This is a genomic window from Streptomyces sp. NPDC046303 (assembly GCF_055588085.1).
Genome location: NZ_JBVJFA010000006.1, coordinates 163,534 through 187,483, shown reverse-complemented (window position 1 = coordinate 187,483; position 23,950 = coordinate 163,534). Strand labels below are relative to the sequence as shown.

Annotated in this window: 31 protein-coding genes and 2 pseudogenes; 22 read left to right on the top strand and 11 right to left on the bottom strand. The window is 69.5% G+C overall.

Annotated elements, in window-relative coordinates; translation table 11 throughout:
• The first annotated feature begins 7 nt into the window (after nucleotides 1–7).
• The gene (locus ACZ6I1_RS08985) at nucleotides 8–733 is read left to right on the top strand and encodes a dienelactone hydrolase family protein (protein ID WP_469284779.1); all 726 of its coding nucleotides are present in this window, start codon (nucleotides 8–10) and stop codon (nucleotides 731–733) included.
• A 209-nt stretch (nucleotides 734–942) separates the two neighbouring features.
• Here the strand turns inward: ACZ6I1_RS08985 and ACZ6I1_RS08980 are convergent, their stop codons facing one another.
• From ACZ6I1_RS08980 to ACZ6I1_RS08955, 6 genes are all read right to left on the bottom strand, one after another.
• A complete protein-coding gene (locus tag ACZ6I1_RS08980; RefSeq protein ID WP_469284778.1) occupies nucleotides 943–1,104 on the bottom strand; it encodes a hypothetical protein in 162 nt (53 codons plus the stop codon).
• A gap of 279 nt (nucleotides 1,105–1,383) precedes the next feature.
• Nucleotides 1,384–2,094 (bottom strand): hypothetical protein, encoded by a 711-nt coding sequence (locus tag ACZ6I1_RS08975; protein WP_469284775.1) that lies wholly within the window; start codon nucleotides 2,092–2,094, stop codon nucleotides 1,384–1,386.
• Entirely contained in the window at nucleotides 2,091–2,969 is an 879-nt protein-coding gene (locus tag ACZ6I1_RS08970; protein WP_469284774.1) for an ATP-grasp domain-containing protein, read from the bottom strand. The genes ACZ6I1_RS08975 and ACZ6I1_RS08970 overlap by 4 nt, the downstream gene beginning before the upstream one ends.
• Nucleotides 2,966–3,844, bottom strand: a complete 879-nt coding sequence (locus ACZ6I1_RS08965; RefSeq protein ID WP_469284771.1) for a hypothetical protein — start codon at nucleotides 3,842–3,844, stop codon at nucleotides 2,966–2,968. The genes ACZ6I1_RS08970 and ACZ6I1_RS08965 overlap by 4 nt, the downstream gene beginning before the upstream one ends.
• On the bottom strand, nucleotides 3,831–4,466 hold the full coding sequence (locus ACZ6I1_RS08960) for a hypothetical protein (protein ID WP_469284770.1): 636 nt from the start codon (nucleotides 4,464–4,466) through the stop codon (nucleotides 3,831–3,833). Before ACZ6I1_RS08960 ends, ACZ6I1_RS08965 begins: the two co-directional genes overlap by 14 nt.
• Nucleotides 4,463–5,392, bottom strand: coding sequence for an LLM class flavin-dependent oxidoreductase (locus tag ACZ6I1_RS08955; protein WP_469284768.1), 930 nt, complete (start codon nucleotides 5,390–5,392; stop codon nucleotides 4,463–4,465). The genes ACZ6I1_RS08960 and ACZ6I1_RS08955 overlap by 4 nt, the downstream gene beginning before the upstream one ends.
• Nucleotides 5,393–6,404: 1,012 nt before the next feature.
• Here ACZ6I1_RS08955 and ACZ6I1_RS08950 point away from each other — a divergent pair.
• From ACZ6I1_RS08950 to ACZ6I1_RS08880, 15 genes and pseudogenes are all read left to right on the top strand, one after another.
• Entirely contained in the window at nucleotides 6,405–6,749 is a 345-nt protein-coding gene (locus tag ACZ6I1_RS08950) for a peptidase inhibitor family I36 protein (protein WP_469284766.1), read from the top strand.
• 112 nt (nucleotides 6,750–6,861) lie between these two features.
• Complete coding sequence (locus ACZ6I1_RS08945; protein WP_469284764.1) at nucleotides 6,862–7,158, top strand: hypothetical protein; 297 nt, start codon at nucleotides 6,862–6,864, stop codon at nucleotides 7,156–7,158.
• Nucleotides 7,159–7,243: 85 nt separating this feature from the next.
• Nucleotides 7,244–7,396 carry a hypothetical protein gene (locus ACZ6I1_RS08940; RefSeq protein ID WP_469284762.1) on the top strand — a complete coding sequence of 51 codons (153 nt, stop codon included), beginning with the start codon at nucleotides 7,244–7,246 and terminating at the stop codon, nucleotides 7,394–7,396.
• Between the two features lie 45 nt (nucleotides 7,397–7,441).
• Nucleotides 7,442–7,611: pseudogene (locus ACZ6I1_RS08935) on the top strand (HNH endonuclease); the annotation flags it as partial.
• A gap of 117 nt (nucleotides 7,612–7,728) precedes the next feature.
• Nucleotides 7,729–8,025 (top strand): gas vesicle protein GvpO, encoded by a 297-nt coding sequence (locus ACZ6I1_RS08930; RefSeq protein WP_469284761.1) that lies wholly within the window; start codon nucleotides 7,729–7,731, stop codon nucleotides 8,023–8,025.
• Between the two features lie 81 nt (nucleotides 8,026–8,106).
• Complete coding sequence (locus ACZ6I1_RS08925) at nucleotides 8,107–8,544, top strand: gas vesicle structural protein GvpA (protein WP_469284759.1); 438 nt, start codon at nucleotides 8,107–8,109, stop codon at nucleotides 8,542–8,544.
• Nucleotides 8,545–8,547: 3 nt separating this feature from the next.
• The gene (locus ACZ6I1_RS08920; RefSeq protein WP_469284756.1) at nucleotides 8,548–9,261 is read left to right on the top strand and encodes a GvpL/GvpF family gas vesicle protein; all 714 of its coding nucleotides are present in this window, start codon (nucleotides 8,548–8,550) and stop codon (nucleotides 9,259–9,261) included.
• Nucleotides 9,262–9,310: 49 nt separating this feature from the next.
• Nucleotides 9,311–9,565: a gas vesicle protein GvpG gene (locus ACZ6I1_RS08915; RefSeq protein ID WP_469284754.1), complete on the top strand. Its 255-nt coding sequence runs from the start codon at nucleotides 9,311–9,313 to the stop codon at nucleotides 9,563–9,565.
• Nucleotides 9,566–9,608: 43 nt separating this feature from the next.
• The gene (locus ACZ6I1_RS08910; RefSeq protein WP_469284753.1) at nucleotides 9,609–10,205 is read left to right on the top strand and encodes a hypothetical protein; all 597 of its coding nucleotides are present in this window, start codon (nucleotides 9,609–9,611) and stop codon (nucleotides 10,203–10,205) included.
• The gene (locus ACZ6I1_RS08905) at nucleotides 10,198–11,310 is read left to right on the top strand and encodes an SRPBCC family protein (RefSeq protein ID WP_469284751.1); all 1,113 of its coding nucleotides are present in this window, start codon (nucleotides 10,198–10,200) and stop codon (nucleotides 11,308–11,310) included. The genes ACZ6I1_RS08910 and ACZ6I1_RS08905 overlap by 8 nt, the downstream gene beginning before the upstream one ends.
• A gap of 34 nt (nucleotides 11,311–11,344) precedes the next feature.
• Nucleotides 11,345–11,791, top strand: coding sequence for a gas vesicle protein (locus ACZ6I1_RS08900; RefSeq protein WP_469284749.1), 447 nt, complete (start codon nucleotides 11,345–11,347; stop codon nucleotides 11,789–11,791).
• Entirely contained in the window at nucleotides 11,788–12,666 is an 879-nt protein-coding gene (locus ACZ6I1_RS08895) for a GvpL/GvpF family gas vesicle protein (RefSeq protein WP_469284747.1), read from the top strand. Before ACZ6I1_RS08900 ends, ACZ6I1_RS08895 begins: the two co-directional genes overlap by 4 nt.
• Entirely contained in the window at nucleotides 12,663–12,935 is a 273-nt protein-coding gene (locus ACZ6I1_RS08890; protein ID WP_469284745.1) for a gas vesicle protein, read from the top strand. Before ACZ6I1_RS08895 ends, ACZ6I1_RS08890 begins: the two co-directional genes overlap by 4 nt.
• The gene (locus ACZ6I1_RS08885; RefSeq protein ID WP_469284743.1) at nucleotides 12,872–13,264 is read left to right on the top strand and encodes a gas vesicle protein K; all 393 of its coding nucleotides are present in this window, start codon (nucleotides 12,872–12,874) and stop codon (nucleotides 13,262–13,264) included. Before ACZ6I1_RS08890 ends, ACZ6I1_RS08885 begins: the two co-directional genes overlap by 64 nt.
• Before the next feature lie 71 nt (nucleotides 13,265–13,335).
• Nucleotides 13,336–13,770, top strand: coding sequence for a hypothetical protein (locus ACZ6I1_RS08880; RefSeq protein WP_469284741.1), 435 nt, complete (start codon nucleotides 13,336–13,338; stop codon nucleotides 13,768–13,770).
• Nucleotides 13,771–13,892: 122 nt separating this feature from the next.
• Here the strand turns inward: ACZ6I1_RS08880 and ACZ6I1_RS08875 are convergent, their stop codons facing one another.
• The 3 genes from ACZ6I1_RS08875 to ACZ6I1_RS08865 all read right to left on the bottom strand — a co-directional run bounded on the left by ACZ6I1_RS08875 (nucleotide 13,893) and on the right by ACZ6I1_RS08865 (nucleotide 15,917).
• Nucleotides 13,893–14,243, bottom strand: coding sequence for a PRC-barrel domain containing protein (locus tag ACZ6I1_RS08875; protein WP_469284739.1), 351 nt, complete (start codon nucleotides 14,241–14,243; stop codon nucleotides 13,893–13,895).
• A gap of 18 nt (nucleotides 14,244–14,261) precedes the next feature.
• Entirely contained in the window at nucleotides 14,262–14,537 is a 276-nt protein-coding gene (locus ACZ6I1_RS08870; protein ID WP_469284738.1) for an SsgA family sporulation/cell division regulator, read from the bottom strand.
• Between the two features lie 975 nt (nucleotides 14,538–15,512).
• Nucleotides 15,513–15,917 carry a type II toxin-antitoxin system PemK/MazF family toxin gene (locus tag ACZ6I1_RS08865; protein WP_469284963.1) on the bottom strand — a complete coding sequence of 135 codons (405 nt, stop codon included), beginning with the start codon at nucleotides 15,915–15,917 and terminating at the stop codon, nucleotides 15,513–15,515.
• Between the two features lie 84 nt (nucleotides 15,918–16,001).
• Between ACZ6I1_RS08865 and ACZ6I1_RS08860 the strand changes: the two are divergent.
• The 6 genes and pseudogenes from ACZ6I1_RS08860 to ACZ6I1_RS08835 form a co-directional block, all read left to right on the top strand.
• Nucleotides 16,002–16,537: pseudogene (locus tag ACZ6I1_RS08860) on the top strand (transposase); the annotation flags it as partial.
• Nucleotides 16,538–16,728: 191 nt separating this feature from the next.
• A complete protein-coding gene (locus tag ACZ6I1_RS08855; RefSeq protein ID WP_469284973.1) occupies nucleotides 16,729–16,896 on the top strand; it encodes a hypothetical protein in 168 nt (55 codons plus the stop codon).
• A gap of 43 nt (nucleotides 16,897–16,939) precedes the next feature.
• A complete protein-coding gene (locus ACZ6I1_RS08850) occupies nucleotides 16,940–18,094 on the top strand; it encodes an FG-GAP-like repeat-containing protein (RefSeq protein WP_469284961.1) in 1,155 nt (384 codons plus the stop codon).
• A 103-nt stretch (nucleotides 18,095–18,197) separates the two neighbouring features.
• A complete protein-coding gene (locus ACZ6I1_RS08845; RefSeq protein WP_469284737.1) occupies nucleotides 18,198–19,553 on the top strand; it encodes an FG-GAP repeat domain-containing protein in 1,356 nt (451 codons plus the stop codon).
• Nucleotides 19,554–19,671: 118 nt separating this feature from the next.
• A complete protein-coding gene (locus ACZ6I1_RS08840) occupies nucleotides 19,672–21,654 on the top strand; it encodes an FG-GAP repeat domain-containing protein (protein WP_469284736.1) in 1,983 nt (660 codons plus the stop codon).
• Between the two features lie 543 nt (nucleotides 21,655–22,197).
• Nucleotides 22,198–22,470, top strand: coding sequence for a hypothetical protein (locus ACZ6I1_RS08835; protein WP_469284972.1), 273 nt, complete (start codon nucleotides 22,198–22,200; stop codon nucleotides 22,468–22,470).
• 135 nt (nucleotides 22,471–22,605) lie between these two features.
• Here the strand turns inward: ACZ6I1_RS08835 and ACZ6I1_RS08830 are convergent, their stop codons facing one another.
• Both ACZ6I1_RS08830 and ACZ6I1_RS08825 read right to left on the bottom strand, forming a co-directional pair.
• Nucleotides 22,606–23,082, bottom strand: a complete 477-nt coding sequence (locus ACZ6I1_RS08830; protein ID WP_469284734.1) for a GNAT family N-acetyltransferase — start codon at nucleotides 23,080–23,082, stop codon at nucleotides 22,606–22,608.
• A gap of 87 nt (nucleotides 23,083–23,169) precedes the next feature.
• Nucleotides 23,170–23,838, bottom strand: a complete 669-nt coding sequence (locus ACZ6I1_RS08825; protein WP_469284732.1) for an HAD family hydrolase — start codon at nucleotides 23,836–23,838, stop codon at nucleotides 23,170–23,172.
• Between the last annotated feature and the right edge of the window lie 112 nt (nucleotides 23,839–23,950).

The window sequence follows — 23,950 nt, the reverse complement described above, 5'->3', positions numbered from 1 at the left end:
GAGTCTCATGACGACGGTTACAACACGCACGGTCGAATATCCGGCCGACGGTTTGATGATGATCGGGCACCTCGCGCTCCCGGCCGGTGTCGACCGCCGGCCCGCGGTGCTGCTCGGACCCGAGGGCATGGGGCTCAGCGACGTCGAGCGCCGCAGGGCCGATGCTCTCGCCGAGCTGGGATACGTAGCGCTGGCCTTCGACCTTCACGGCGGGCGCTATTTGGGCGACCCCGAGGAGATGCTGGCCCGTTGCCTGCCGCTGCTCGCCGACCCCGACCGAATGCGGGGCATCGGCCATGCGGCGCTCGATGTGTTGCGCGCCGAACCGCGGACCGACCCCGACCGGATCGCCGCCATCGGCTACGGCACCGGGGGCGCCATCGCCTTGGAACTCGGGCGCGATGGCGTCAACCTGCGCGGAATCGGGACAGTCAACGCAACGACCACGGGCCGACCGGGCGAAGCGGCGCGCATCCGCTGCCCGGTGTGGGCCGGGGTCGGGTCGGAAGACCCGATCATGCCGCCCGCGCAACGGAACGAGTTCACCGCCGAGATGCAGGCCGCGGGCGTCGACTGGCGCATCACGGTCTACGGCGGCGCCCTGCACGCCTTCCACCACCCACCGGTCGACCACCCGACGGTCCCCGGCGTCGGCTACCACCCACAGCACGCGCAACGAGCCTGGCGCGACGTCCTCGACCTGCTCGCCGAGTGCCTGCCCGTGACGGAGTGATCGCCGCTTCTGTCAACGCGCCTACGTGTTCTTCGCGGACAACGGACAACGGACAACGGACCAGCCAAACCCTGTCCATGACTTCTGCTCAAAGGTCACGCCCGTGCGCAGCGCGGCCGGCCCCGGCACGGACCCTGGTGAAGGGAGCCGGACGGCGGGGCGGTGTTCAGGTTTCTTCGATGCCGCCCTGGGCGGTGCCGGTTGTGCGGCTACTGGTCGCCGTGGGTTTCCCGGTGCTCCTGGACGAGTCGCTGGATCGTGCTGGTGTCGATGTCGGCCAAGCCCGTGCCGGTCTCCCGGTCGATGTCGGGTGCCTGGGTGAACTCGGCCTCGGGCTCACCGCAAAGCCGATGGCCGCGACGCCGAACCAAGCGCGTGCGTCTTGGACGCTCAGAGCGTCAAGACCTCCGCCAACGCGCCGCAAAGGCGAGGTCGCGGGCCTGACAGGAGGCGGCGCGGCCGTTCTTCTCGGCGATGAGCCGGGACTCCTGTGCCGGGGCGCCGTCGCCGGTCATGGGCGCGAACTCGCGGCGGGAGCGGCGGGAGGCGTGGCTCCGTTCGCGGCCGAGGCCCTCGGTGGCCCGGTGTCCTGGACGTGCCGGGCCGCCGGGCCGCCGGGCCGCCGGGCCGCCGGGCCGCCGGGCCGCCGGTCACCAGTACAGGAGCCAGCGTCCGGCGCACCAGACTCCGTGGCCCTGGAGGGTGAGCCGCTCGTCGTCGGGTTCCACGCGGCTGCTGGGGGCGACCTGGTGCAGGGTGTGGCCGGAGTGGATCACCATCTGACCGGGGGTGTAGGGGACGTACTGCTTGGTGTGGAAGCGCTTGAGGTCGGCGGCGCTCTCGATCCAGCCCTTCGCCGCGGCCTGACGGAAGTCCTCGTAGTCCGCGTCCCAGATGTTCAGGCCTCCGCCGGCCGCGGGCAGCCGGATGGGCAGGGTGAAGGACAGCAGCCGGGTGAGGTCCGTCCCGGGAGGCCAGCTGAAGGCCCGGTACTGCATGTCGAAGTGGACGGGGGCCTTGGGCCTGGTGAACACGGCGGCGGACAGCCACACGTGGAATCCGGGCATGGCGAGGTGTTCGGGATAGTGGACGGGGGCGCCGAGATGTCCTGCGAGGAGGTCCGCGAGCCTCTCGTACAGCTCGCCGAAGGACTCCCACAGGAGCGGCCTGGAGACGTCCGCCCGCTTCTGGTACTCGCCGGTCTCCGGGTCCTCGGCGAGGTCGAGGTAGCTGGGCGTGCCCAGGGTGAAGAAGGACGCGGGTTCAGGGCCGCGCGGGATCCAGTGCTCGCGCAGGCCGTGCACGGTCTCGCGGAGCGCGTCGCTGCCGGCTTCGGTGAGTACGGTCAGCCTGTCGATCACGAGTGCCTCCCCTGGAGCAGTGCGAGGAGCGATGCGGTGATGTCACCGCCCAGCCGCCGGTCGTACCAGTCGTACGCCGGCATCGGGTTGACCTCCAGGCACCAGTGGGTACCGTCCTCGGCCACCTTGAAGTCCCAGCCCGCGAAGGTCATGCCCAGGTCCGCGGTATGGCGGACGACCTGCTCGCCGAGCGGTCCGGGCAGTTCGTACGGCGTGAACACCGCGTCGGGGTCGGTCCGGTAGTCCACCGCGCCGGAGGCGATCTCCTCGGCGTGCACGCGGTCACCGACGACATGGGCGCGCACGTCCCGGCCCGGTACGTAACGCTGGAGGTGGATCGGCCCCTGCCAGGGGTCGAAGCCGGCCAGCTCGCCGGGCCGCAGGAGCCGGCTGTCGGCCCGTACGCCGGACACCGCCTTGACGATGGTCGGCCCGGCCTCGGCGAAGGCCCGAAGCCGATCCGGCGAGGAGCCGGTGATGCCGGGCGGAACCCTGAACCCGGCCTTGGCCAGGGATCGCTCGTGCAGCGGCTTGGAGCCGTTGTCGGAGCGGATGGAGGGGCGGTTGACGACCAGGCCGGGGATCTGGTCCAGCCAGGCCGTGAGGGCGGTGGTGAGCCAGCGCCAGCGCAGCGCCTGCTCCCGGTCCTCCGCGAGGGACGACAGGTCGCTGATCCGGCAGTAGTACGAGCCCTCGGGGTCGAGGGTGTGCTCGCCGAGCCGCGCCGGACGGGCACCGCCGATGGCGAGGCGCCAGTCGTCCTGTCGTACGACCTCGCTCAGGTCCACGGTCTCGACGTGGACTCCGTGGTCCTCGGCGGCGTCGGTGAAGTGCGCGATGGTGCTCTCGGAGGCGAGTCCGACGGTGTAGATCATGGGAAGAGCACCTTCAGGAGTCGGGGGCCGAGACCGAGCCAGACCATGCGCAGCTGCTCCACGTCGGGGAACGGCTCGACCAGGACCGGCTTCGCGCGGGCGAGGTCCGGGGATATTCGCCAGACCACGGAGGCGAGTTGGAGTCCGAGTCGGGCGACGATCTCGGTGCTGCGTTCCTCCAGGCGCAGCCCGTCGAGTTCGACGGCGCTGCACGGCCAGGCGTGGTCCCCGAGGACCACCACGTTCTCGAACAGGGGGTCGGGGTCCGACCACCGCGCACGGTAGGGGCCGGAGGCCGCCGACTGCTCGGGCCAGGGCCGTGTCGTCCACGAGCCCAGGTCCTGCACCCACCACTGGGTGCCCTCGCCGTAGCCCCCGTGCTGCCCGTGCTGCCCGTGCTGCCCGTGCCCCTCGTCCGCTGCCGCCGGCCCGTCGGGCTCCGGCGGTCGGGAAGAGAACACCTCCACCGAGCCGACGGGCAGTCCGGCCCGCAGTTCGGTGAGGGCCGCGGAGGCGGAGACGCTGCTGCCCAGGGCGCCCGGCGCGGGGCGGTTGATCACGGGCGCCGGGGTGAGGGCGGCGACGGCCCACAGGTGCGCCAGACACTCGTTGAGCTGGAACTCGGCGTCGAAGCTGGTCCTGAGCAGGGGCGGGGCGGGCAGTCGGAGGATCATCGGCAGGGCCGGCTCGACGACGGCCGTGTCGTCGTCGACGGTGACGGTGAACATCTGCGCGGCGTCGAACACGTCGAGGACGGCGGCCTCGTGTCCGCTCTCCAGCACGAAGTCCCGCACCTCGACCGCCACCAGGTCCTCGGGGTCGGCGACGATGACCAGCCCGGAGAAGCCGGTGGGGGGAACGTCAGATGACGACACCGCGCCTCCTCAGCAGTCGGTTGATCCGAGAGTCCCGCAGCTCCGCCGCGATCTCCTGCTCCTCCGTGAGCCGTCCCGCCAGGGCCGGAGCCGCCTGCCCCAGGCCGGCGTTCGCGGGGCCGGAGCCGGCCCCGGCGGCGGACTCGGCTGCCGGGCTCACGAAGGCGTCGGGGCCTGGCAGGGTCATGGCCCCGTCGAAGCCGTCTTTGAAGTCCTTGCCGTCCTTCCCGTCCTTCCCGTCCTTTCCGTCTTTGGTGTCCTTGCTGTCCTTCGAATCCTTGTAGTCCTTGGTGTCCTTCGAATCCTTGCCGTCCTTGTTGTCTTTGTTGTCCTTGACGTCCTTGGATTCCTTGGTCTCCTTGCCGTCCTTGACGTCTTTCGACTCCTTGCCGTCCTTGCCGTCCTTCCCGTCCTTGATGTCCTTGAAGTCCTTGAAGTCCTTGCTGTCCTTCCACCTCTTGCGCGCCTCGGGGACTGCGGGAACGGGACCCGCGTCCGCCTCCTCCGTCTCGGAGAAGGTCCGGCCCCGCTGTGGCGCTCCTCTCAACATCCCTGAGACATCGCGCCGTTCGGCAGCCGACAGGAAGGGCCGCACCCGTGATTCATCGACGGTCCACGTCATCGGTTCACCCTTTCCGTGCTCGACCAGGCTCCGGCTCGGTACAGCCGCAGGGCTGCTCCGAGGCGGGCCTGGGCTTCGCTGTGATGCGGATTGAGGTTGAGGACGAGGTGGGAGACACCGAGCGCCTCGTACCGGCGCAACCCCCGGGCCACCACTCCCGGCGATCCGGTCAGGACGTCGACACCCGAAGGCGCTTCCCCGCCACGACCGTCCTCCCCCTCGACGCTCACGTTGACGCCGAGCGTGATGCCCAGCGTCGCGGGATGGCGCCCTTCTCTCAGGCAGCTCTCCCGCACCCTGGCGAGGACCTCCACGGCGCCGGAGGGAGAGCCGAACCAGCAGGAGTTCCACAGGTCCGCGTACCGCGCCGCCAGCCCCATCGTCCGCGGCCCGTTCGCGCCGACCAGAACAGGCGGACCGGCGGGCCGGGGCCCGCGGGGACGGAGCTCGCCGGCGCGCGACCAGTAATGGCGGCCCGTGAAGTCGACGCGCCCGGTCCGCAGCAGTCCGACGATGATCTGCAGGGCCTCCTCGAACCGGTCCACCCGGTTCTCGAAGGGGACGCCGAAGGCCTCGAACTCGGGCTGGTGCCAGCCGGTGCCCAGTCCAAGGACGAGACGGCCCCGGCTGACCTCGTCGAGGGTCACGGCCATCTTGGCAAGAACGGCGGGGTTGCGGAACGCCGTGCACATCACGAACGAGCCGAGCTCGACCCGCTCGGTGGCCTCGGCCAGGGCCGCCAGGACGGTCCAGGACTCCCAGATGCCCTCGCTGGTCCCGTCCGGCCCCCGGAACAGCAGGTGGTCGAAGACCCACACCGAGTCAAAGCCCGAGTCTTCCGCCTGAAGGGCGAGCGATCTGATCTCCGCGTACGAAGGCTGCCCCGACGGGTACTCGGAGAGTGGCAGAACAAGGCCGATCTTCATCGCTCCCCCGGACGGCTCGTGTCCTCGCAGCTGCACCCGAAAGTACCGCGAGTGAGGGGCCGTCACAATCCGTTGACGTAAGGGGGTTTGGCCGGTATCGCGTGCCCGGCCAGCCCTCCGTTTCACCGATTTCCCTCGAGATTCCGCACGGGCCACGAGGATGTTTTCGAGTCACCGGCCGTCGAGCGGCGGACGGCGAGGCGGAGGTCGGCCACGTAGTGCTCGTCCACCCGCTCGTCCGGGAAACGGCCGGGCACGCTCCACCCGTGCCCGCAGGGCGGTGGGAACAGAGCAGGTTGACGGACTCCTGAGCCACGAACCCACTGACGTTCTGATGGCAGACGACAGCTCCAGCGCGTCGGAGACGGCCTCGTTGACGTCCCCCGTGATCGCGGCCAGCTGGGCTTCCAGCGCGATCCGCCCATGCCCGCCCGCATCGCACGCCGGCACGTCCGCTCGCCGCCCCCGCCCGGACCGGGCACCTCGACCTCGGCCACCGCGCCGGCCTCCTGCGCCGCCGTCGGCAAGCACCACTTCGGGTAGAGGTGATCGAGCGACTCTTCCGACACCGGACAATCCTCCGGCGCGCCAGCCGCGACGGCTTCACCCTGTAGACGTCCTCCCAGGTCCGCCCACACCCAAGCTCAGGCAAGGAGGAGCGGACCTCCCCCATGCAGCGTGTTCGGCATGGAACATGACGATCCCCCCTTCTGGCAACAGCCGCCCGTCGCGCCCTGCCGTCCTACACCGCTGCGCGACGACGATGCAACCGCTGAGGAACGTCGCTCAGATGCCGGAGATCGATCCGAGCAAGCACGCCCTAACAGGTGAATCGTGCGGATGCCGGCGCCATGCATCGCCATCCTTGCCGTTCTGGCGGCGGGCCCATGTCATGGTGCCGGGGCAGCCAGCCGTTCCTTTCGACGAAGGGGCCGGATGCGACTTATCGCTGCGGTCCTGGCCATCGTCAAAACACCGGACCAGCCGTCCGGACCACCATGGAGAGCCTCACATGATCCTGCGCAAGCCGATCACAGAACTGCTCGCGGTCACGGCACTCGTTGCCACGACGCTGTTCGGACTGGCCACTCCGGCGGCTGCCGCCGACTGTCCAGAGCAAAACTTCTGCCTCTACAGCGGCACCGATTTCACCGGCGCCCAGTTCAACCTCTACCGGTGTGACACGTACGAGATGACGGGCTGGGAGGGTTACGGGTCCTGGATCAACAACCAGACTCCAGGGACGCGGGCCCACTTCCTGGACCAGAACCACAATGTCATCTCCACGACACCCGGCGCCTACTCCGCCAGCTCCAGCTTCGACTGGACGCCTGTCTGGTATCTCCGCACCTGCTGAGCCGAGACGCCACCAGGGGGCCCGCGGGCGCTCGCGCCAACCCCCCCGTGTTGGCCTGGCGCCGGCGCCGCGACATACGAGAATTCGGGTCCTCAACCTGTCCCCGGACTACATGGACACGAAGTCCCGATTGACCGGCTCCATGCCCATGTGCCGGTGGTTTCGCGTCCATCCGAACAGGAGCGGGGAGGTCGGTGAAGACGAGCGCCACAACCGTCTGGTTCACGCCGCCTTGCGTACGCTCACGGCCCTCCTGGGTGCGGGATCATTCGCCATAGGCGGACTTGCGGTTTTTGCGACGCAGAACGGGACCGGCGCGGCGGCGCTGATCGTATTTGGGGGCGTCTCGCTTCTCCTCGCTCTGCTCGGCATCCGCATCGAGAGCCTTGAGTTCGGAGGGTCACGCTGAGGATGCGGGCCGCAGCAGCGGAAAGGTTCGCGTTGGCGGAGGAGTCGCAGATCCTCCGCCAGGCGCGCAAGCGCTCGCAGGAGCGGTGACAGTCCCCATGTCCCCCGCCGACCGCCCACGATCCGCCCTCGTCTTCGTCTGGGACCACGAGGCGGACGGCCGATACCTGGTCTCCTGCAGCCTGGACCAGTACATCGAACGGGGCCCCCTGCAGGCGACCGGAGACTGGTACCGGTAGACCGGCCCCCGGAATACAGCACCCTTGGAATGACGCTCCCCGCCGGCTGGGACCTCGGCGTGGACGCCCGCGCGCGGTAAGGCGTACGCGAACGACCAGGGCCGGCCCTCTTCGCTGGCGGCGGTGACGGCCCGCTCAAACCGGAGCAAGGCCGACCAGGAGCCGGCAGAGTGGCTCCCCCGGCGCCGGACGCGCTGTGCCGGTACGGAGCGGAGTCCGACTCCCTGATGGATCGTCACGCATGTAACCGTCAGGGGCGGGCAGGCGAACGTGAGTCCAGACGGCGCAGCACGATGGTGCAAAGCCGTCTTCCGTGTCTCACAGGCGGGAACATGAGCGCGACAGACGACGAAACGCACAAGACGCCCAGGAAGCTCGACGTCGCCACGGCGATGCGCCGCGCCTGCGAGCAGCTCTCGGAGCTCCTGCGGTGCGACCCCGGCTCCGTCTCAGCGGTGAAGGCCACCGAGGACGGCTGGATGGCGGAGGTGGAGATCGTCGAGCTGGAGAAGGTACCGGACACGATGAGCGTGATGGCCTCGTACCACGTGACTCTCGACAGCGAGGGCCGGCTCATCGGCTATGAGCGCACACGGCGCTACGCCCGGAGCCAGATCGACCGCCGCTGAGGCGAAGACGGCGCCGGCCCAGCGGAAGCGAGGGCCGACGCCCGTACGCGTCGGCAGACGCCACATTGGAAGGAGATCATCGTGACACTCGTCCAACAGAGCAGTACAACGAGCGGCGGAAGCGGCTCGGGAAATCTTTACGACGTACTGGAACTCATCCTCGACCGAGGCCTTGTGATCGACGCGTTCGTCCGCGTCTCCCTGGTCGGAATCGAGATCCTCAAGATCGATGTCCGCGTGGTCGTCGCCAGCGTGGACACCTACCTCCGATTCGCCGAAGCGTGCAACCGCCTCGACCTGGAATCCGGGCGGAAGGCACCCAGCCAGCTCACCGACATCGTGGGCGAGATGACCGAAAACGGCGCAAAGGGCAAGTCCAAGGGCGCCCTGACCGGCGCCGTCGAGGCGATAACGGACTCCCTGCAGAGCAAGCGCGAGGAATCCGAGGAGGAGCCCCGCAAGCGGCCGGCGCGCAAGTCGGCCTCCAGCCGCACATCCGCCACCCGCCGGGAGGAGTAACAGGTGCCCACCTACGTCTACGCCATCACCACCGCGGACCACCCTCTGCGCCTGGACGAGCTGCAGGGGGTGGGTGAGCAGGCGTCACCCCTGAGGTCGATCCGCGCCGGCGATGTTGCCGCAGTCGTCGGCGACGCTCCAGAGGGCCTGCGGGCCAAGCGCCGTGACGTGCTGGCACACGAAGCGGTCCTGGAGGCACTCATGGCAGACGGAGCGACGCTGCCCATGCGCTTCGGTCTGCTCGGTCCGGACGACGACCAGGTGGCGCAAGCCTTGGAGCAGGACGGCCCCGCATACCGCAGCCGCCTGGAAGAGCTCGCCGGGCATGTCGAGTTCAACCTCAAGGCGACCCGGGACGAACAGGATCTCCTGCTCGAAATCGTCTCGAGCTCCGACCAGATCAGGGAACTCAACGAGCGCACGAGGTCGGGATCTGCCGGGCAGGACGACCGGATCGCCCTCGGCGAGCTCGTCGCAGGCCAGGTGGCCGAGCGCAACAACGAACAAGCCGAGAAGACCCTGGAGAGGCTGCAGCCGGTCGCGGCCCGCGTCTCGCGCGCCGAGCCGGGCGCCGGCCATTTCCTCAACGCCTCTTTCCTGGTCTCGACCGAGTCCGCGGACGAGTTTGTCCAGGCCGTACGTGAAGAGGCGGACCGCCGGGGCGAGACGTGCACGTTCACCTTGACCGGGCCGCTGCCTCCGTACAGCTTCGTCTGACCGGTAGCCGGCACGCCGAGCACATCGCGAACGCAGGAAGGAGGCCGGAGTGGGACTTCTCACCACGATCCTGACCCTGCCGATCGCACCACTGCGCGGCACGGCATGGGTGGTCGACCAGGTGCTGCTCGCTGCGGAGCGTGAGTACTACGACCCAGAGCCCGTCCGGGCCCAGCTCGCGGCGCTGGTGGACGACCTGGCCAACGGTCGCGTGGACGCTGCCGAATTCGACCGGCGCGAGGACGCGCTCCTGGACCGTCTCGACGACATCGAGGCCTACCGAAGCCGAACAGGAAGCGGCTGATGACGAAACAGAGTGAGCACGCGAGGCGGAACGAGGTGCCCCGGTGATACCGAAGAACACCACTACGGCAGCCGCCCTCGTGGGGGGCTACCTCCTGGGACGAACGAAGAAGGCCAAGATGGCCATCGGGGTGGGCATGTTCCTCGCCAGCCGCAGGCTGGACCTCGACCCCCGGCGACTGGGAAAGCTGCTGGCCGCCTCGCCCGTGGTGGGCGCGCTGAGTGAGCAGCTCCGCCGGGAGTTGTTCGAGGCAACGAAGTCGGCGGCGACACAGGCCCTCACCCAGCGCGCCTCGGGCCTGGCGGACTCACTGCAGCGGCGCACGCAGGCGCTCAGCCGTGTGGACGCCCCGGAAGCCGACGCGGATGACGAGCCCGAAAACCGCACACGCGACTTCGACGCCACAGAGGACGACCGGGCAGAGCGCGACGGCGTGACCGACGAGAGCAGGCAGAAGCGGACACGGTCGACAGCGGCCAAAAGGACAGCACGCAAGAAGAGCACCAGCGACGCTGCCCCACCGGGCAGCTCGTCCGAACGCGGCTCCGGCAAGTCGACGACGACCCGCAAACGGACGAGCGCCCCCCGGAAGACCACGGCTTCCCGTACGCGCAAGAGCAGGGGCGACAGCGATGAGTGACTCCACGCTCAGCAAGATCAAGAATGATGTGGTGGGCAACCCGGCGACCGACCGGCTGAAGGAGGAGCTCCGCCTCTACCTCACCGCCCGTGCCGAAGACGCTGTCACGCGGCTCGGGGAACGCCTCGGCGACCGTGTCGCCCGGCTCGCCGAGCCGGGCGCGGCAAAAGGAAAGCTCGCCAAAGGGTTCGCCGAGGGAAGCAAGGCCCTCGGCGGCGGGAAGTCCCCCGCGAGGGCCGTGCTCGCAGCAGGTACGTCCGCGTTGAAGGACACCCTGAAGGAGAAGGCGAAGAGCCTGGTGGCCGCTGGGCGGACCCCCGGTGGAGGCGCGGCGAAAAGCGTGACGATCGTCGAGGACATCGACGTCGGTGTCCCCGTGCGCGAGGCATACGACCAGTGGACGCAGTTCCAGGAGTTCAGCACCTTCGCCAAGGGCGTCGTCAGCGTCGAGACGCCGGACGACACGACCACCAACTGGAAGGTCAAGGTCGCCAAGTCCACGCGCAGCTGGCAGGCGAACGTCACCGAGCAGATCCCCGACGAGCGCATCGCCTGGACCACGCAAGGCGCGAAGGGAACGGTCCGCGGAGTGGTGACCTTCCACCGCCTCACCGACGACCTCACCCGCGTTTTGCTCGTCCTGGAGTACGTCCCCCAGGGCCTGTTCGAGAAGACCGGGAACCTGTGGCGTGCGCAGGGCAGGCGCGCACGGCTCGACCTGAAGCTCTATCGCAAGTTCCTCATGCTGCGGGGGCAGGCCACCGACGGCTGGCGGGGCGAGATCCGGGACGGCGAAGTCGTCATGGATCACGACGAAGCGGTCCGCGACGAGGACAACGCCGAGGGCGAGGCGGAAGACCTCCAGGACGAGAACGAGGGCGCAGAACCTCGGGACCTCGTCAATGACGATGACGATGACGATGACTACGACGAGGAACCCCTCGACGACGAGTTCGAGGAGGACCCGGAGAACGAGGCCGATGACGAGGCCGCTTCGGACGAACCGGATCCCGAGTACGACGAGCCTGAGGACGAGCCGGCCGAATCGGAGGACCACCCCCGAACCGGACGCCGCACCCGGCGACGTACTCCCGTCGGCAGCTGACCCGTAGAGCACACCACAGAACAGGGGCGCCACCGTGTCCGAGTCCTTCCCAGGACGCCTTCCGGCCGTACCGCACACCGCTGGGCCGAGTCACCCCCAGGGCTCTTCCGCGAACCTTGCGGACATCCTGGAACGAGTGCTCGACAAGGGCATCGTGATCGCCGGAGACATCCAGATCAACCTGCTCGACATCGAGCTGCTGACCATCAAGCTCCGCCTGCTGGTCGCCTCGGTCGACAAGGCGAAGGAGATGGGCATCGACTGGTGGGAGCACGACCCCTCCCTCTCCTCACGCGCCCGCCCGCATCCCATCGACGGCGGCGACGGCGACGGGGGCGGGGACGGGGACGGCAGCCGGGAGGAGCTCCTGACCGACGAGAACGAGCGCCTGCGCGCTGAGCTCGCATGCCTACGCGTCGCAGGCGACCCGGACCACAGGCCGGCTGCAGACACCCGCAAGCGGACGGAGGAGGCACAGTGAACACCGACCAGCCGCCCCCCTCGGCCCTGGCCCTCGGTGAGGACGGTTATCGGCCCGCGGAGGCCTGCCCCCCGATGGCCTATGTGTACGGCGTCGGCTGGGACGAGGAAAGGCTCCGCGCTCTTGCCCGTGCAACGCGCGGTGTCGACGGCCACGACGTCGCCGCCGTCACCGTCGGCGGGCTTGTCGCCCTCGTGTCAGCTGTACCCGCCGATGCCTTCGACGAGAGGGCGTTGCAGGACCGCCTGGGAGACCTCGGGAGGCTCGAGGAGCTGGCCCGGGCCCACCACGCCGTGGTGGACGCCGCGTTCGGCGAGGCGGTGTTCCTCCCGCTCCGGCTGGCCACGGTCTACCGAGACGAGGCACGCGTGGCCGAAATGCTCCTTGGTCACCGAGAACGGTTCGCCGAACTGCTTGCATGGCTCGACGGGCACGTCGAGATCGGTGTGAAGGTCCACGCCGATCCGGGCTCCGCCGGCGCGGCGCAGGCCCCCTCGGCGGGAACCCGCGAGGCGACTGCGCCGAGCCCGGGCCGCGCCTACCTGCAACAGCGCAGACAGAAACGGCACAGCACCGAAGACCTCTACCGTGCCGCCGCGGCGGTTGCCGACGAGGTCACGCACGCGGCTCGGACGCTGGCGACAGCGGCTGTGGTACACCGCCCTCAGCAGGGCGAGCTGTCCGGCCGCCGCGGGACCAACATCGCCAACCACGCCTATCTGGTGCCCGCCGACGCCGAAGAGCGCTTCCGCCAGGCCGTGCACGCTGCGACGCGTCCGACAGCCGGGGTACAGGTGGAGGTGACCGGCCCATGGGCCCCCTATTCCTTCGCGGCTCCTGCGACGGATCCAGCCGCCGACAGGCCGCCGCGATGAACACGCCCCTCCTGAACGACGGCTCAGCCCAACCACCCGAACGGCTGTCCGGACCGCCGGTGGCACTCATCGACCTGCTGGACCGTCTGCTGACCGGCGGCGCCGTCCTCACCGGCGACCTTGTCCTCTCCATCGCCGACGTGGACCTGGTCCACATCAACCTGCGCGCGGTCATCCGGTCGATCACCCACGACGAGCCCGGCCCATGGCCGCGAGCCGCAGGCCAGGACGACCCGTCCCTCGCCCGCCCCACAGCGCCCAGGAGGTGACCGAGGTGGAAGACCAACAAGCCACAGCCGGGGGCAGCCCCGTAGCACAGCGGCTTTCCGTCGACCCCGACACAGTAGAACGCGACCTGATCAAACTCGTGCTGACCATCGTCGAACTACTGCGGCAGCTGATGGAACGCACGGCCATCCACCGCGTCGACCAGGGCGATCTCGGCGAGGACGAGGAAGAGCGCATCGGAATGACGCTGATGATCCTGCACGAGCGGATGGAAGAACTCTGCGAGCGGTACGGCCTGACCATGGACGACCTCAACCTGGATTTGGGCCCTTTGGGCTCGCTCCTCCCCCGCGAGACACCCTGTTCGTAAACCGCGCCGCCGAGCTGCCGGGATGAATCGCCCCCCGTTTCATCGACCCAAGACAGGCAAGAAGGAAAGTCATGACTGAATCGAATGGAAGTGCCAAGTCAGCCGGGAATACCACCGCCCGGAAGTCGCCCGCGAAACGTGCCGCCTCGACCGCCAAGAGCGCTCAGTCGAAGGCCACCACGACGGCCACCGACCCCGCGACTTCTGCCCGCGACGCCAAGGACACGGCGACGACGGGCATTCAGTCAGCGGGTGAGACCGCCAAGAGCGCCGGCCGAGCGGTGGCAAGCGGTCTAGAGACGAGCCAGAAGGCGGTGACAGCCAACGCCGCCAAGGCCGCCGCTGCAGCAACCGCCGCGTGGACCATCGTCAAGAACCGCAAGGTGATCGCGGCGAGCGCTGCCGCGGGCATGGTCGGCGTCGCCGGAGCGGCGTTCGCGGTCGGCCGTTCGACGGCCAAGCCCCAGGTCGGCCCGCTGACCAAGCTCATGGGCGGCCGTATCTGAGCGGCCCTCTGACCCGGATACTGCAACGCCGGCCGATCCGCTCCGTCCATCGGAGCGGATCGGCGGCGCGTCTGCGCGGTCGTTTCCACGGGGACCGTCCGTCCACCGTACAAAGAGCCCCCTTAGCAGGGCCCGGCCTTCCAGTAGTACTCCACGATCTCCTCCCGGTACTCCCGGTCGGCACGGTGCTGGTCGGACAGGAACTGCGGCGCGTCTTCGACCTGCCTCCGGCTGAGGTTCAGATGGACCGTGCGCCCGTCACGGTCGATCCGCTTCACCGCGCCCGCCGGAATCAGCAGCCTCCCGAAAATCCATCCGCCCGCGTTCACGACCAGGAACGCATCGCCGGTCTCGTCGGAATGCTCGTCCACCTCACCGACGCGTCCGTCAACGGCCTCGACCCGCCATCCGGTCAGGTCGACGCTGGCCAGTTGTCCGCACGACGGGTCAAAACTCCACGGGTCGTTTGCCATGACCGATGCTCCTCTGCTTCAGCGGGCCAGGAGGTTCTTCAGTGCTCCGGCACCCGCACGGAGCACCGCGTGTCCTTGTCGGCCCTCGGCAGAATTGCGCAACCCGATCCGGACGGCGTGGCCGCCCATCCCCGGGTGCGGGCGGAACGTGACGTCACCCTCACCGACCGGTCGGCGCAGCCCCTCGGCCAGCATCTGCCGGTCGAACGGCCAGGAAGCCAGAACATTCTGGCCGTCGAAAAAGTCCGCCTGGACACGCAGGACATGAGGAGAGCCTCTCGAGATCGGCGGCACGGCGCGCCTATCGTGTGCCCCTTCCCGCCCCCCTCACTCCGGGGCGATGTGTCCGGGTGTCGAGTCGCGTCAGCGTGACCCTGACACTGCGCCGACCCGGGCTCCCGTAGGCGTTGCTCCTGCTGGTCCCGGACCTGGATGCAGCGAGGCGGCGCGGTCGGGAGTCCCCTGGTTTGGATTGTCCTGATCTACCGTGCGTCAACGCTTATGGTGCGGGCCAGCGGACGGTAGTCAGCAAGGTGACAAACCCCCTTGGCGATCGGGGCGCCGGGCATAGGACGACCCCCGGGTCAGTACGCGTCGCCGAGGCTGGGCTTCCGGCACGTTCTTTGGGCGGTGGGCCCCTCTCGACTCCGAGCCCCAGCCGAAGAAGCGTTTGGCGAAGTCGCCCGCGAACGCCGCGCCCCCACGGGCGGCGACCGCGCGGGCAGGACGAGCGCGATCACGACAGCGATCAGGTGAGAGTCTGTCCAAGAGACGAAGGCCACCCGCGGCGAGCCCGCCACCGTACACGAGCTCCCCGGCAAGAAGACCGCGGCCAAGAAGACCGCCGGCGCTGCCTCAGCCAAGAAGACGACCGCTGAGAACGAACAGGATCCGCCGTGCCGCCCGGCCCCCGCAGCCGGCCGCACCGACCACCACCGCAGCCGCGATGAGCAGGCAGCACCAGGGATGCCCGGCCGGCCGGGGCCGTGAGCGGATCACTTCGAGTCGGCGCTGGGAGCAGCCAGCGGATCGCGTGGCGCCCGCTTCTTCCCCGCCTCCATCTCACCGCCCCGCTCCGCGAGCCTGTTGCGGCCCATCGCCTTACGGACGTCCGGGAACCAGTCCTGTTCCTCCTCATCACACAGGCCCTGGTACTCCAGCCGTAGATCGTCATCCCGATGGTGAGGGGCGTCGAGGCGGCAGGTGTCCAGCGTGGAGCATCTCACCCGAGATCGCCCATGCTGTCGCGGGCTTCGGCTCCTTCTCCATCTACCCGAGTTCACCGCGACCGAGGGCGTCCCTTATCTCGCCGAGCTTCGCCGTCGTTGCCGGGGTCAGCTCCTGTGCTTGCTCAGCGAGTTGGAGGGCATCGTCGATCTCGCTGAGCTTCCTGGAGGACAGGACGGCCGCCCGCTCTATCAGGTCGTCCCGGGACACGGTGGTCAGCCACGTGCACGGGGTAAAGCCTGGACGCGGGAACGCGAGCCGCAGCACGCCTTCGAGCGGCAGCCCTTCACCGGCGCCGACCGTCACTTCGATGCCCAGACCGCTCATGTCGAGGCCCGCCGGAGCGACGACCTGCATCACCTGGAACCCGGACGCGTCGTCTCCTGACAGCAGTACGACCAACCTCCGCTCGTCGAACTGGACCCACCAGACTTCGCCACGGTGCACAAGTCCTCCGATACACAGGATCACGTGGTGGCCGCAGGTCACAGCGTAGACCCTGCCTGCTGGCAGGAGGCGTCCGAGGGCCTGATGAGCCGGATAGCGAGACGCTTCACACGGGCCGAATCCCGGTACCGGGCCCGGAAGTTGGTACTCGGCCTGTTGTCGGACTTGCCGCGCAAGAACTGCTGGACCATCGCCGAGTGGGCCGGCGACAGAACCCCGGACGGCATGCAGCACCTGCTCGTGAGAGCGAAGTGGGATGCCGGCCAGGCCCGCGACGAGGTGGGTGACCACGTGGTGGAACATCTGCACGACGACGAGGCGGTGCTGGTGGTCGACGAGACGGGCGACGGGGTGAAGAAGGGCACCGACAGCGTTGGAGTGCAGCGCCAGTACACCGGCACCGCGGGCAGGATCGAGAACGCCCAGGTCGCCGTCCACCTGGTCTACGCCGGCCGCCGCGGGCACACGACGCCGTCCTCGCGGTGGTCTGCTCGCACGAAGTCACCACGGGCGCCGGGAGGTTTCGCGCCGACATGTTGGCCAGGAAGGCGCCCAAGAGGGCCTGGCAGAAGCTGTCCGCGGGGGCCGGAGCCAAGGACCACCGCTTCTACGACTGGGCCGTCTGGACCAAAACGGCCAATGACGCTTCAGGCCACCGGAACCCCGTTCCCCCCGGTCTGAACAGCGACGAAAGTAGGTCTCGCCGGAAGGAGACCGACCGGCACAGCCGAGACGGGCAGCGTCACCGCGGGACGCGAACCGGTCGGAGGCAGTCGTCGGAACACCCCCTCGTCAGCGAAGGACAGTCGTCATGCTTCACGCTCGTATCGCCCAGCCCGCCGCGGTCGCCGTCTTCTCCCTCCTCGGCGCGGTCACCGTCGCGACGGCCGCTGCGCAGAACGCCTCGGCCCACCTCGTCGCCGACGGCAGAACGGTCGCGCAGCCCGGTGCCACCACCAACTCCATGGGCTGGTCGTAACCCCTCCCCCCTGACCGTCTCCTTACGAAGCCGAGGAATCCAGATGACCGCTGCACGCCGACTCGCCCGCGCCGCTGCCCTGGCGGCCGCCGGTACCGCCCTCGCCCTGCTGCCCACCGCGCCCGCCGCCGCCGCTTCCGTCGCCACCTGGGACCGCGTCGCGGCGTGCGAGTCCAGCGGGAACTGGAGCATCGTCAGCTCCAACGGCCTCTACTACGGGGGCTTGCAGATCACGAAGAACAACTGGGACCACTACGGCGGACGCCAGTACGCCAGCTATCCGCACCAGGCCTCCAAGAAGGAGCAGATCCTGATAGCGGAGAAGGTCCTCGCCGACCAGGGGGCCGGTGCCTGGGGCAGCTGCGGCAGCCAGGCCGGACTCGCCAACGACCACGCCGACCCGTATCCGGAGGCTCCCGCGCCGGCGGGCCTCCTCCACCTCACGGCCGCCGACTTCACCGGCGACGGCCGCAAGGACGTCACGGGTGTCGAGGCGGGCACGGGCAAGCTCTGGCTCTACCCGGGCAACGGCGACGGCACCCTCGGTTCCCGGGTCCAGATCGGCTCCAACTGGGGCTCGATGACCCGTCTGGCGGCCGGGGAGTTCAGCGGCGACGGCCGCTCCGACCTGCTCGCGGTCGACGGTACGACCGGCACGTTCTACGCGTACCCCGGCAACGGCACGGGCGGACTCGGCCCCCGTATCCAGATCGGCACCAACTGGAAGGGCATGCAGGACGTCACCGCCATGGACGTGAACCGCGACGGCCGCTCCGACGTGCTCGCGGTCGACAGCGCGACCGGCACGTTCTACGCGTACCCCGGCAGCGGCGGCCTCAACGGCAGCGCGACCCTCGGGTCCCGCACCCAGATCGGCACCAACTGGGGCGGCATGTCCGAACTCACCAGCCCCGGCGACCTGAACGCCGACGGCAAGCAGGACCTCGTCGCCGTCGACGCGACCGGCCGGCTCTGGTCGTACCCCGGCAACGGCACGGGCGGCTTCGGAGCACGCACCCAGATCGGCTCCAACTGGGACGGCATGCGCCAGCTCGTCGGCGCCGACTTCAACGGCGACGGCAAGGGCGACCTCGATGCCGTCCAGGCGCCGCTCACATCGACCGGCGCGCTCTACTTCTACCCCGGCAACGGCGCGGGCGGCTTCGGCAACCGCGTGCAGATCGGCTCCAACTGGTAGCGGAGGCACCGGCCGCCGATCCCCCGCCCCTCCAGGGGCCCACAGCCTACCTTTCCACCCCTTTCTCCCTCTTCTTACCCTTCGTCACTCCAGGAGTTCCGTCGTGTCCGTGTACCGCCTCGCCCTGAAGAAGTCCGCCGTCGCCGCTCTGGTCGCCGCCGCCGTGATCACCGGCGTGAACGCCGCCCCGGGAGCGGGCCAGGACCCGGCCCTGAAAGCCGAGCCGGTGGCCGCGACCGCCGGTTCCTCGGTGAACGGCCCCATCACCCGCGCCGAGATACTGGAGCGCGCCCAGTACTGGGTCGACAACGCGGTCCCGTACTCCCAGACCAAATGGACGGGGGACTCCCTGGGCAAGAGCTACCGGCAGGACTGCTCGGGCTTCGTCTCCCTCGCCTGGCACCTGCGGGACAGCCTGACCACCTGGACGCTGCCCTCCGTGTCCACGAAGCTCGGCAGCCTCGACGACCTCAAGCCCGGCGACGCCCTCAACAACATCAACGCCCACGTGGTGCTCTTCATCGGCTGGGCGGACGCGGGCCACACCACCGCGATCGTCCAGGAGGAGCCCCGCTCCGGCCTGACAGCCCGCCAGACCACCTACACCCGCAGCTACATCACCGGCAACGGCTTCCTGCCCTACCGCTACAACCGCGTCGTGGAGGAGACCCCCACCCCGACCGACACCGGCATGACCAACCTGGCCGGCGGCGACTTCGGCAACGACGGCTACGCGGACATCGTCGCCGTCGAGTCCGCCAGCGGCAAGCTCTTCTACTACCCCGGCACCACCGGCGGAAAGCTCGGCGCCCGCGTCCAGGTCGGCACCAACTGGGGCACGATGAGCGAGCTCACCGCCGGCAAGTTCACCGCCGACTCCCGTACGGACCTCGCCGCGATCGACAGCGCGGGCATCCTGTGGATCTACCCGGGCAACGGCGACGGCACCTTCGGCAACCGCGTGCAGGCCGGCACCAACTGGGACGCCATGCACGACCTGGCCAGCGCCGACGTCAACAAGGACGGCAAGGACGACCTCCTGGCGGTCGAGGCGAACACGGGCGACTACTACACCTACCCCGGCAACGGTACGGGCGGCTTCGGCGCCCGCGTCCAGATCGGCACCAACTGGAACGCCATGGACGAGATCGTCAGCCCCGGCGACATGAACAAGGACGGCAAGGACGACATCGTGGCCCGCGAGGTCGCGACCGGAAACCTGTACGTCTACCCCGGCAACGGCACGGGCGGCCTCGGCGCCCGCGTCCAGATCGGCACCAACTGGAACTCGATGACCAACCTGGTCAGCGGCGACTTCAACAACGACGGCGTCGGCGACGTCGACGCGGTCCAAGCGCAGGTCGGCTCCAGTGGCACCTTCTACACCTACCCGGGCACGGGCGTGATCAACGGCACGGGCACCCTCGGCCCCCGCGTCCAGATCGGCACCAACTGGTAGGACGCGACACCGCCTCCACCGCACGACACCGCCCTCCGCACGCCGTGCCCGTACGCCGCCCCGCAGCAGTCCGCGGGCGGCGTACGGCCTTCCACTCCGCCCGAACAGGAGCCTCGCCATGCCCGTACGTCCACAAGGGAGCCCCCGCCGGGCCCGCGCGGCGTCCGCCGTCCTCGGCGCCCTCGCCTGCGCCGCCGGGCTGGCGGCCGCGCCCCCCGCCGCCGCGGCGATTCCCGCCGTCCCCGACGCCTCGCTCGCCACGCCCAACGGCATCACCGCCCTCGCCACGACCGGCTTCGGCCTCCGGAAGGACACCGGCGCCGACACGGCACGGGCGGACGCCTACGAGGCCGCTCACCCGGAGATCACCCGCACCACGGTGGCCGGCGTCGTCGCCGACCCGGCGAACACCGCCGCCCAGCCGCTCTGCCACGACCCGGGCGTGCCCGGCGCCCAGGGCTTCTGCTGGTCCGCCCAGGACGACTCGACCACCGACTGGTACCCGCAGGGCGTGACCCAGGGCACCGCGGGAGGCCGGAAGACGGTCGTCACCAGCTGGTACGGCCCCGGGGGCACCGAACGCCTCACCTTCGCCGACGTCACCGCCCCGGCCTCGGTGCGCTACCGGCACGTCCAGCTCGTGGGCCTGTCCGCCGACGGCGGCACCTACACGAACCTCAGCGGCGGACACGCCCACGCCGTCGTGTGGGCCGGTGACCTGCTCTACGTCGCGAGCATCGGCAGCGGCTTTGACGTGTTCGACACCCGCCGGGTGTGGCGGACCGCCGCGGGCGCGTACGTACTGCCCCGGATCGCCAGTTACGCCTCCACCGGGGCCGGGACGGGCTGCGGCACCGCCACCGTCCCAGAACGCCCCTGCATCACGGGCGCGTCGCTCGATCTGTCGGGTTCCGAACCAGCCCTCGTCACCGTAGAGATGGACGCCACGCGGGTGGGCGACCGGTTCGACCAGGCCGACTCCCCGATCGTGCGCTGGCCGGTCGACCCGGCCACCGGCCTGCTCAAGACGGACGCCACCGGCGTCGCCCGCGCGTCGGCCGCCTACCGGTCACCGATCGGCGGGGCCCAGGGCATCGCCATGGACGGCGGCCGCTTCGTGATCTCGGCTCCCTGCCCGGAGTACGTACAGAACGGTCCGGAGCACCTGCCGAGCTGCCTCTACCACGGCACACCCGACGAGCCCGTCTGGCTCATGTCGCGGACCGGGATCTACGGCGAGAACATCTCCTTCCTCACCGGTACGAACGAGCTCTGGACGGTCAACGAGCGTCCCGGCGCCCGGATGGTCACCCGCACGTCCTGGCCGACTCCGCCGGCCCTCTCCGGCATGACCCACCTCACGTCCGCGGACTTCGACGGCGACCGCCGGCAGGACGTCGTGGGAGTGGAGGCAGCCACCGGAAAGCTCTGGCTCTACCCCGGCAGAGGTGACGGAACTCTGGGGAGCCGCAGCCAGATCGGGGTGGGCTGGAACGCCATGACGCGGCTCACCGGCGGCGACTACACGGGCGACGGCCGGGCCGACCTGCTCGCGGTCGAGAAGGCGACCGGAACCCTCTACGCGTACCCCGGCACCGGTACGGGCACCCTGGGCGCCCGCGTCGTGGTCGGCCGGGACTGGGGCGGCCGGCGGGACCTCACCTCGCTCGACGTCGACCGGAACGGGAAGACGGACCTGGTCGCCATCGACCCGGACGGCACGCTGCGCGCGTATCCGGGGGCCGGGAACGGGACGCTGGGCGAGGGGCAGCAGATCGGCAGCGGATGGGACGCCATGAACGAGCTGACCGCCTCCGGCGACATGACCGGTGACGGCCGGGCCGACCTGGCTGCGGTCGACCGCGCCGGCACGCTCTGGGTGTACCCCGGCAACGGCACGGGCGGCTTCGACAACCGGATCCAGGCCGGCACGAGCTGGCACACGATGCGCGGCCTCGTCGGCGGCGACCTCGACAACGACGGCACGGGCGACCTCGCGGCCGTACAGGCCCCGGCCACCGCCGGCGGGCCCCTGTACCTGTACCCCGGGGCCGGATCCGGCAGGCTCGGCGCCCGGACGCAGATCGGCTCGAACTGGTAGGCAGATTTTACTGCCTTGCCTCTCAAGTGGCTGTCGTCTTTCCGAACTTGACGACAGTGTTGACCGAGTCCACGACCGCTACCAGCACAGGCCGAAGGAACTTCCGCTCGCTGAGCAGGGCTTTGGGATCCGGCTGGCGGTCCGGCGTTTGATCTCTCCTGAGGTGTCGTCGGACACGCTCGCAGCATCCGCTTTACGAACACCCACAGCGCCTCTATGAACCCGTGCTGCGGCTCCTGCGGGCCGCCAACGCAGATCGCCTCGCCGCGCCGGGAGGCTACGTGGCCGGATACGTGGCGCAGCGCGGGTGGACCCTGCCCGTGCGGCGCCTTCCCGCTTCCGGCGGAGCGGCCGGCTTCGCCTAGATGCAGGCCGGGGTGCGCGCGGCGCAGCCGGTGCAGGACGCGCTCGCGGAGGCCGGCATCAACCGCCTGCTGTGCGTGGCGCAGATGGCGCCGGGCTGGAAGACCCGGCTCCACCTGCTCGACCCCGGCCCCGCCGCGGAAGAGGGCACCGGCCCGTACCCCGGTCCGCTCGTGCTGGTTGAGGGAGCCGTCGCCGAGCGACGAGCTCAAGGTGCTCTACGGGGTGACTCGGGCCCGGTCGCAAGTCCAGGACGACGAGGAGCGTGATCAGCACGAGAGCGCGTCCGAGGCCGTGGCCTCCCAGTACAAGGACGGCGCGGTGCGGACCCCGGGCCGCGTGCTGATGGACACAGCTCAACACACCATCCCCGAACCGAAGGACCAGCGGGCCGACCGCCAACGGCGCGGCAGCAAGGGCGGCCGGCTCACCGGCTTCGACAGCGAGATCTAAAACTGTCCTCGGCAGGCGGTGATCCAGCCGTGGTATTCGAACACGCCGCGATTCCAGTGAGGTCAGTTGAGCCTCAGCAGCCCCATCCACGGCGTGATCGGCCGGACAGTGCCTAACCCGCGCGGTCTTCTCATGTCACTGCCGACCGGCCCCGCCGGCACTTCCCCCAGGTCGCAAGTCAATGGGGTAGTCATAGCGTATGAACCCCTTGAAGCTCGCCACCTTGTCGTACAGTGCGCGGGCGGCGGTGTTGTCCTCCTGAGTGGTCCAGTAGAAGCGGGATGCCCCCCGTTCCCGCGATGCATCGGCCACCTTCTCGATCAGCATCCGCGCCGCCCCTCGGCCGCGTGCCGCCTCGTCGACGAAGAGGTCTTGGAGGTAGCAGCTGTCTTCCATCCAGAACGTCGGGTGGAACAGATAGTGCGCGATGCCGACCAGCTTCCCTTCCGACCAGGCGCCGATGCCGTGGAACTCGGTACCGCCCCGTAGCCGCTGCCACGTCTCCTCGTAGCCCTCGTCCGGCACCGCGGTGCCGTAGAACGCCTTGTAACCGCGCGCCAGCACTTCCCAGGCGGCGCGATCCTCATCACGCAACGAACCAATGTTGATCACGACTGCCCATCCTCACCCGAGAGCCTCAGCTGGTCTGCCCAACTGCCCAACTGCCGAACTGCCGATCTGCCGATCTGCCGAACACTGTCAGAGTCGCCCTGGCGGGCCGTGCCGTTGCCTGTGCGGCTGCAAGGCGCCGCCAAGGCTGAGGACGTCGTACGGACGCGCCGCGACCGGGTGAGCCCCGGGACGGACACCGGCGCGTGCACCCCACCTGGCGTGCACTCCCAGCGATCCCGCGGCGTTGGCACAGTCGAGGTCCACTTCAGCGTCACCCACATAGGTGGTTGCCTCGGCCGGGACCCCGAGCTGCCGCAGTGCCAGCAACAACCCGTCCGGCGCCGGCTTGGGCCTGTCAACCTCGTCGCCTGCGACGACCACGCTAAATCGAGCGTCGATTCCTGCGGCAGCGAGCATACTCAAAGCCACTCGCCGGGTGGCCGCCGTGAATACGCCCAGCCGCAGGCCCGCATCGGCGATTTCGTCGAGCAGGGCCGGTATGCCAGGGAATGGCCGCAGCTCGGCGACGGCCGGATCCAGGTGGGCGTGGAAGCACTCGACCTCGGCGGGGCCGCAGGTGCGGCCGAGGAAGTGTGCAAGAACCAGCTCTGTGTGGCCGACATGCCAGCTGGCGACCACCTCATCCGGGGAGACCGGCGGGCCGCCGAGCGAACGAATCGCGTCGGCGTACGCGCGGGATACCGTGGGGACGCTGTCCAGAAGCGTCCCATCCATGTCGAACACAACTGCACGCATGACTCACGATCCTGCCTACGTCGTCGTGTTCGACGCCAGGGCCACTTCCCAAACACTGGCTACATTCAGCGGGTTCTACATCGCGGCAGGCCGGCACGTCCGGACCTCAATT

Excerpts from the sequence above, each read along its gene's own strand:
- ACZ6I1_RS08985 (WP_469284779.1), top strand. The coding sequence starts at position 8 with ATGACGACGGTTACAACACGCACGGTCGAATATCCGGCCGACGGTTTG.
- ACZ6I1_RS08970 (WP_469284774.1), bottom strand. The coding sequence starts at position 2,969 with ATGATCTACACCGTCGGACTCGCCTCCGAGAGCACCATCGCGCACTTC.
- ACZ6I1_RS08960 (WP_469284770.1), bottom strand. The coding sequence starts at position 4,466 with ATGACGTGGACCGTCGATGAATCACGGGTGCGGCCCTTCCTGTCGGCT.
- ACZ6I1_RS08955 (WP_469284768.1), bottom strand. The coding sequence starts at position 5,392 with ATGAAGATCGGCCTTGTTCTGCCACTCTCCGAGTACCCGTCGGGGCAG.
- ACZ6I1_RS08950 (WP_469284766.1), top strand. The coding sequence starts at position 6,405 with ATGATCCTGCGCAAGCCGATCACAGAACTGCTCGCGGTCACGGCACTC.
- ACZ6I1_RS08945 (WP_469284764.1), top strand. The coding sequence starts at position 6,862 with ATGGACACGAAGTCCCGATTGACCGGCTCCATGCCCATGTGCCGGTGG.
- ACZ6I1_RS08930 (WP_469284761.1), top strand. The coding sequence starts at position 7,729 with ATGAGCGCGACAGACGACGAAACGCACAAGACGCCCAGGAAGCTCGAC.
- ACZ6I1_RS08905 (WP_469284751.1), top strand. The coding sequence starts at position 10,198 with ATGAGTGACTCCACGCTCAGCAAGATCAAGAATGATGTGGTGGGCAAC.
- ACZ6I1_RS08890 (WP_469284745.1), top strand. The coding sequence starts at position 12,663 with ATGAACACGCCCCTCCTGAACGACGGCTCAGCCCAACCACCCGAACGG.
- ACZ6I1_RS08885 (WP_469284743.1), top strand. The coding sequence starts at position 12,872 with ATGGCCGCGAGCCGCAGGCCAGGACGACCCGTCCCTCGCCCGCCCCAC.
- ACZ6I1_RS08880 (WP_469284741.1), top strand. The coding sequence starts at position 13,336 with ATGACTGAATCGAATGGAAGTGCCAAGTCAGCCGGGAATACCACCGCC.
- ACZ6I1_RS08875 (WP_469284739.1), bottom strand. The coding sequence starts at position 14,243 with ATGGCAAACGACCCGTGGAGTTTTGACCCGTCGTGCGGACAACTGGCC.
- ACZ6I1_RS08855 (WP_469284973.1), top strand. The coding sequence starts at position 16,729 with ATGCTTCACGCTCGTATCGCCCAGCCCGCCGCGGTCGCCGTCTTCTCC.
- ACZ6I1_RS08850 (WP_469284961.1), top strand. The coding sequence starts at position 16,940 with ATGACCGCTGCACGCCGACTCGCCCGCGCCGCTGCCCTGGCGGCCGCC.
- ACZ6I1_RS08840 (WP_469284736.1), top strand. The coding sequence starts at position 19,672 with ATGCCCGTACGTCCACAAGGGAGCCCCCGCCGGGCCCGCGCGGCGTCC.
- ACZ6I1_RS08825 (WP_469284732.1), bottom strand. The coding sequence starts at position 23,838 with ATGCGTGCAGTTGTGTTCGACATGGATGGGACGCTTCTGGACAGCGTC.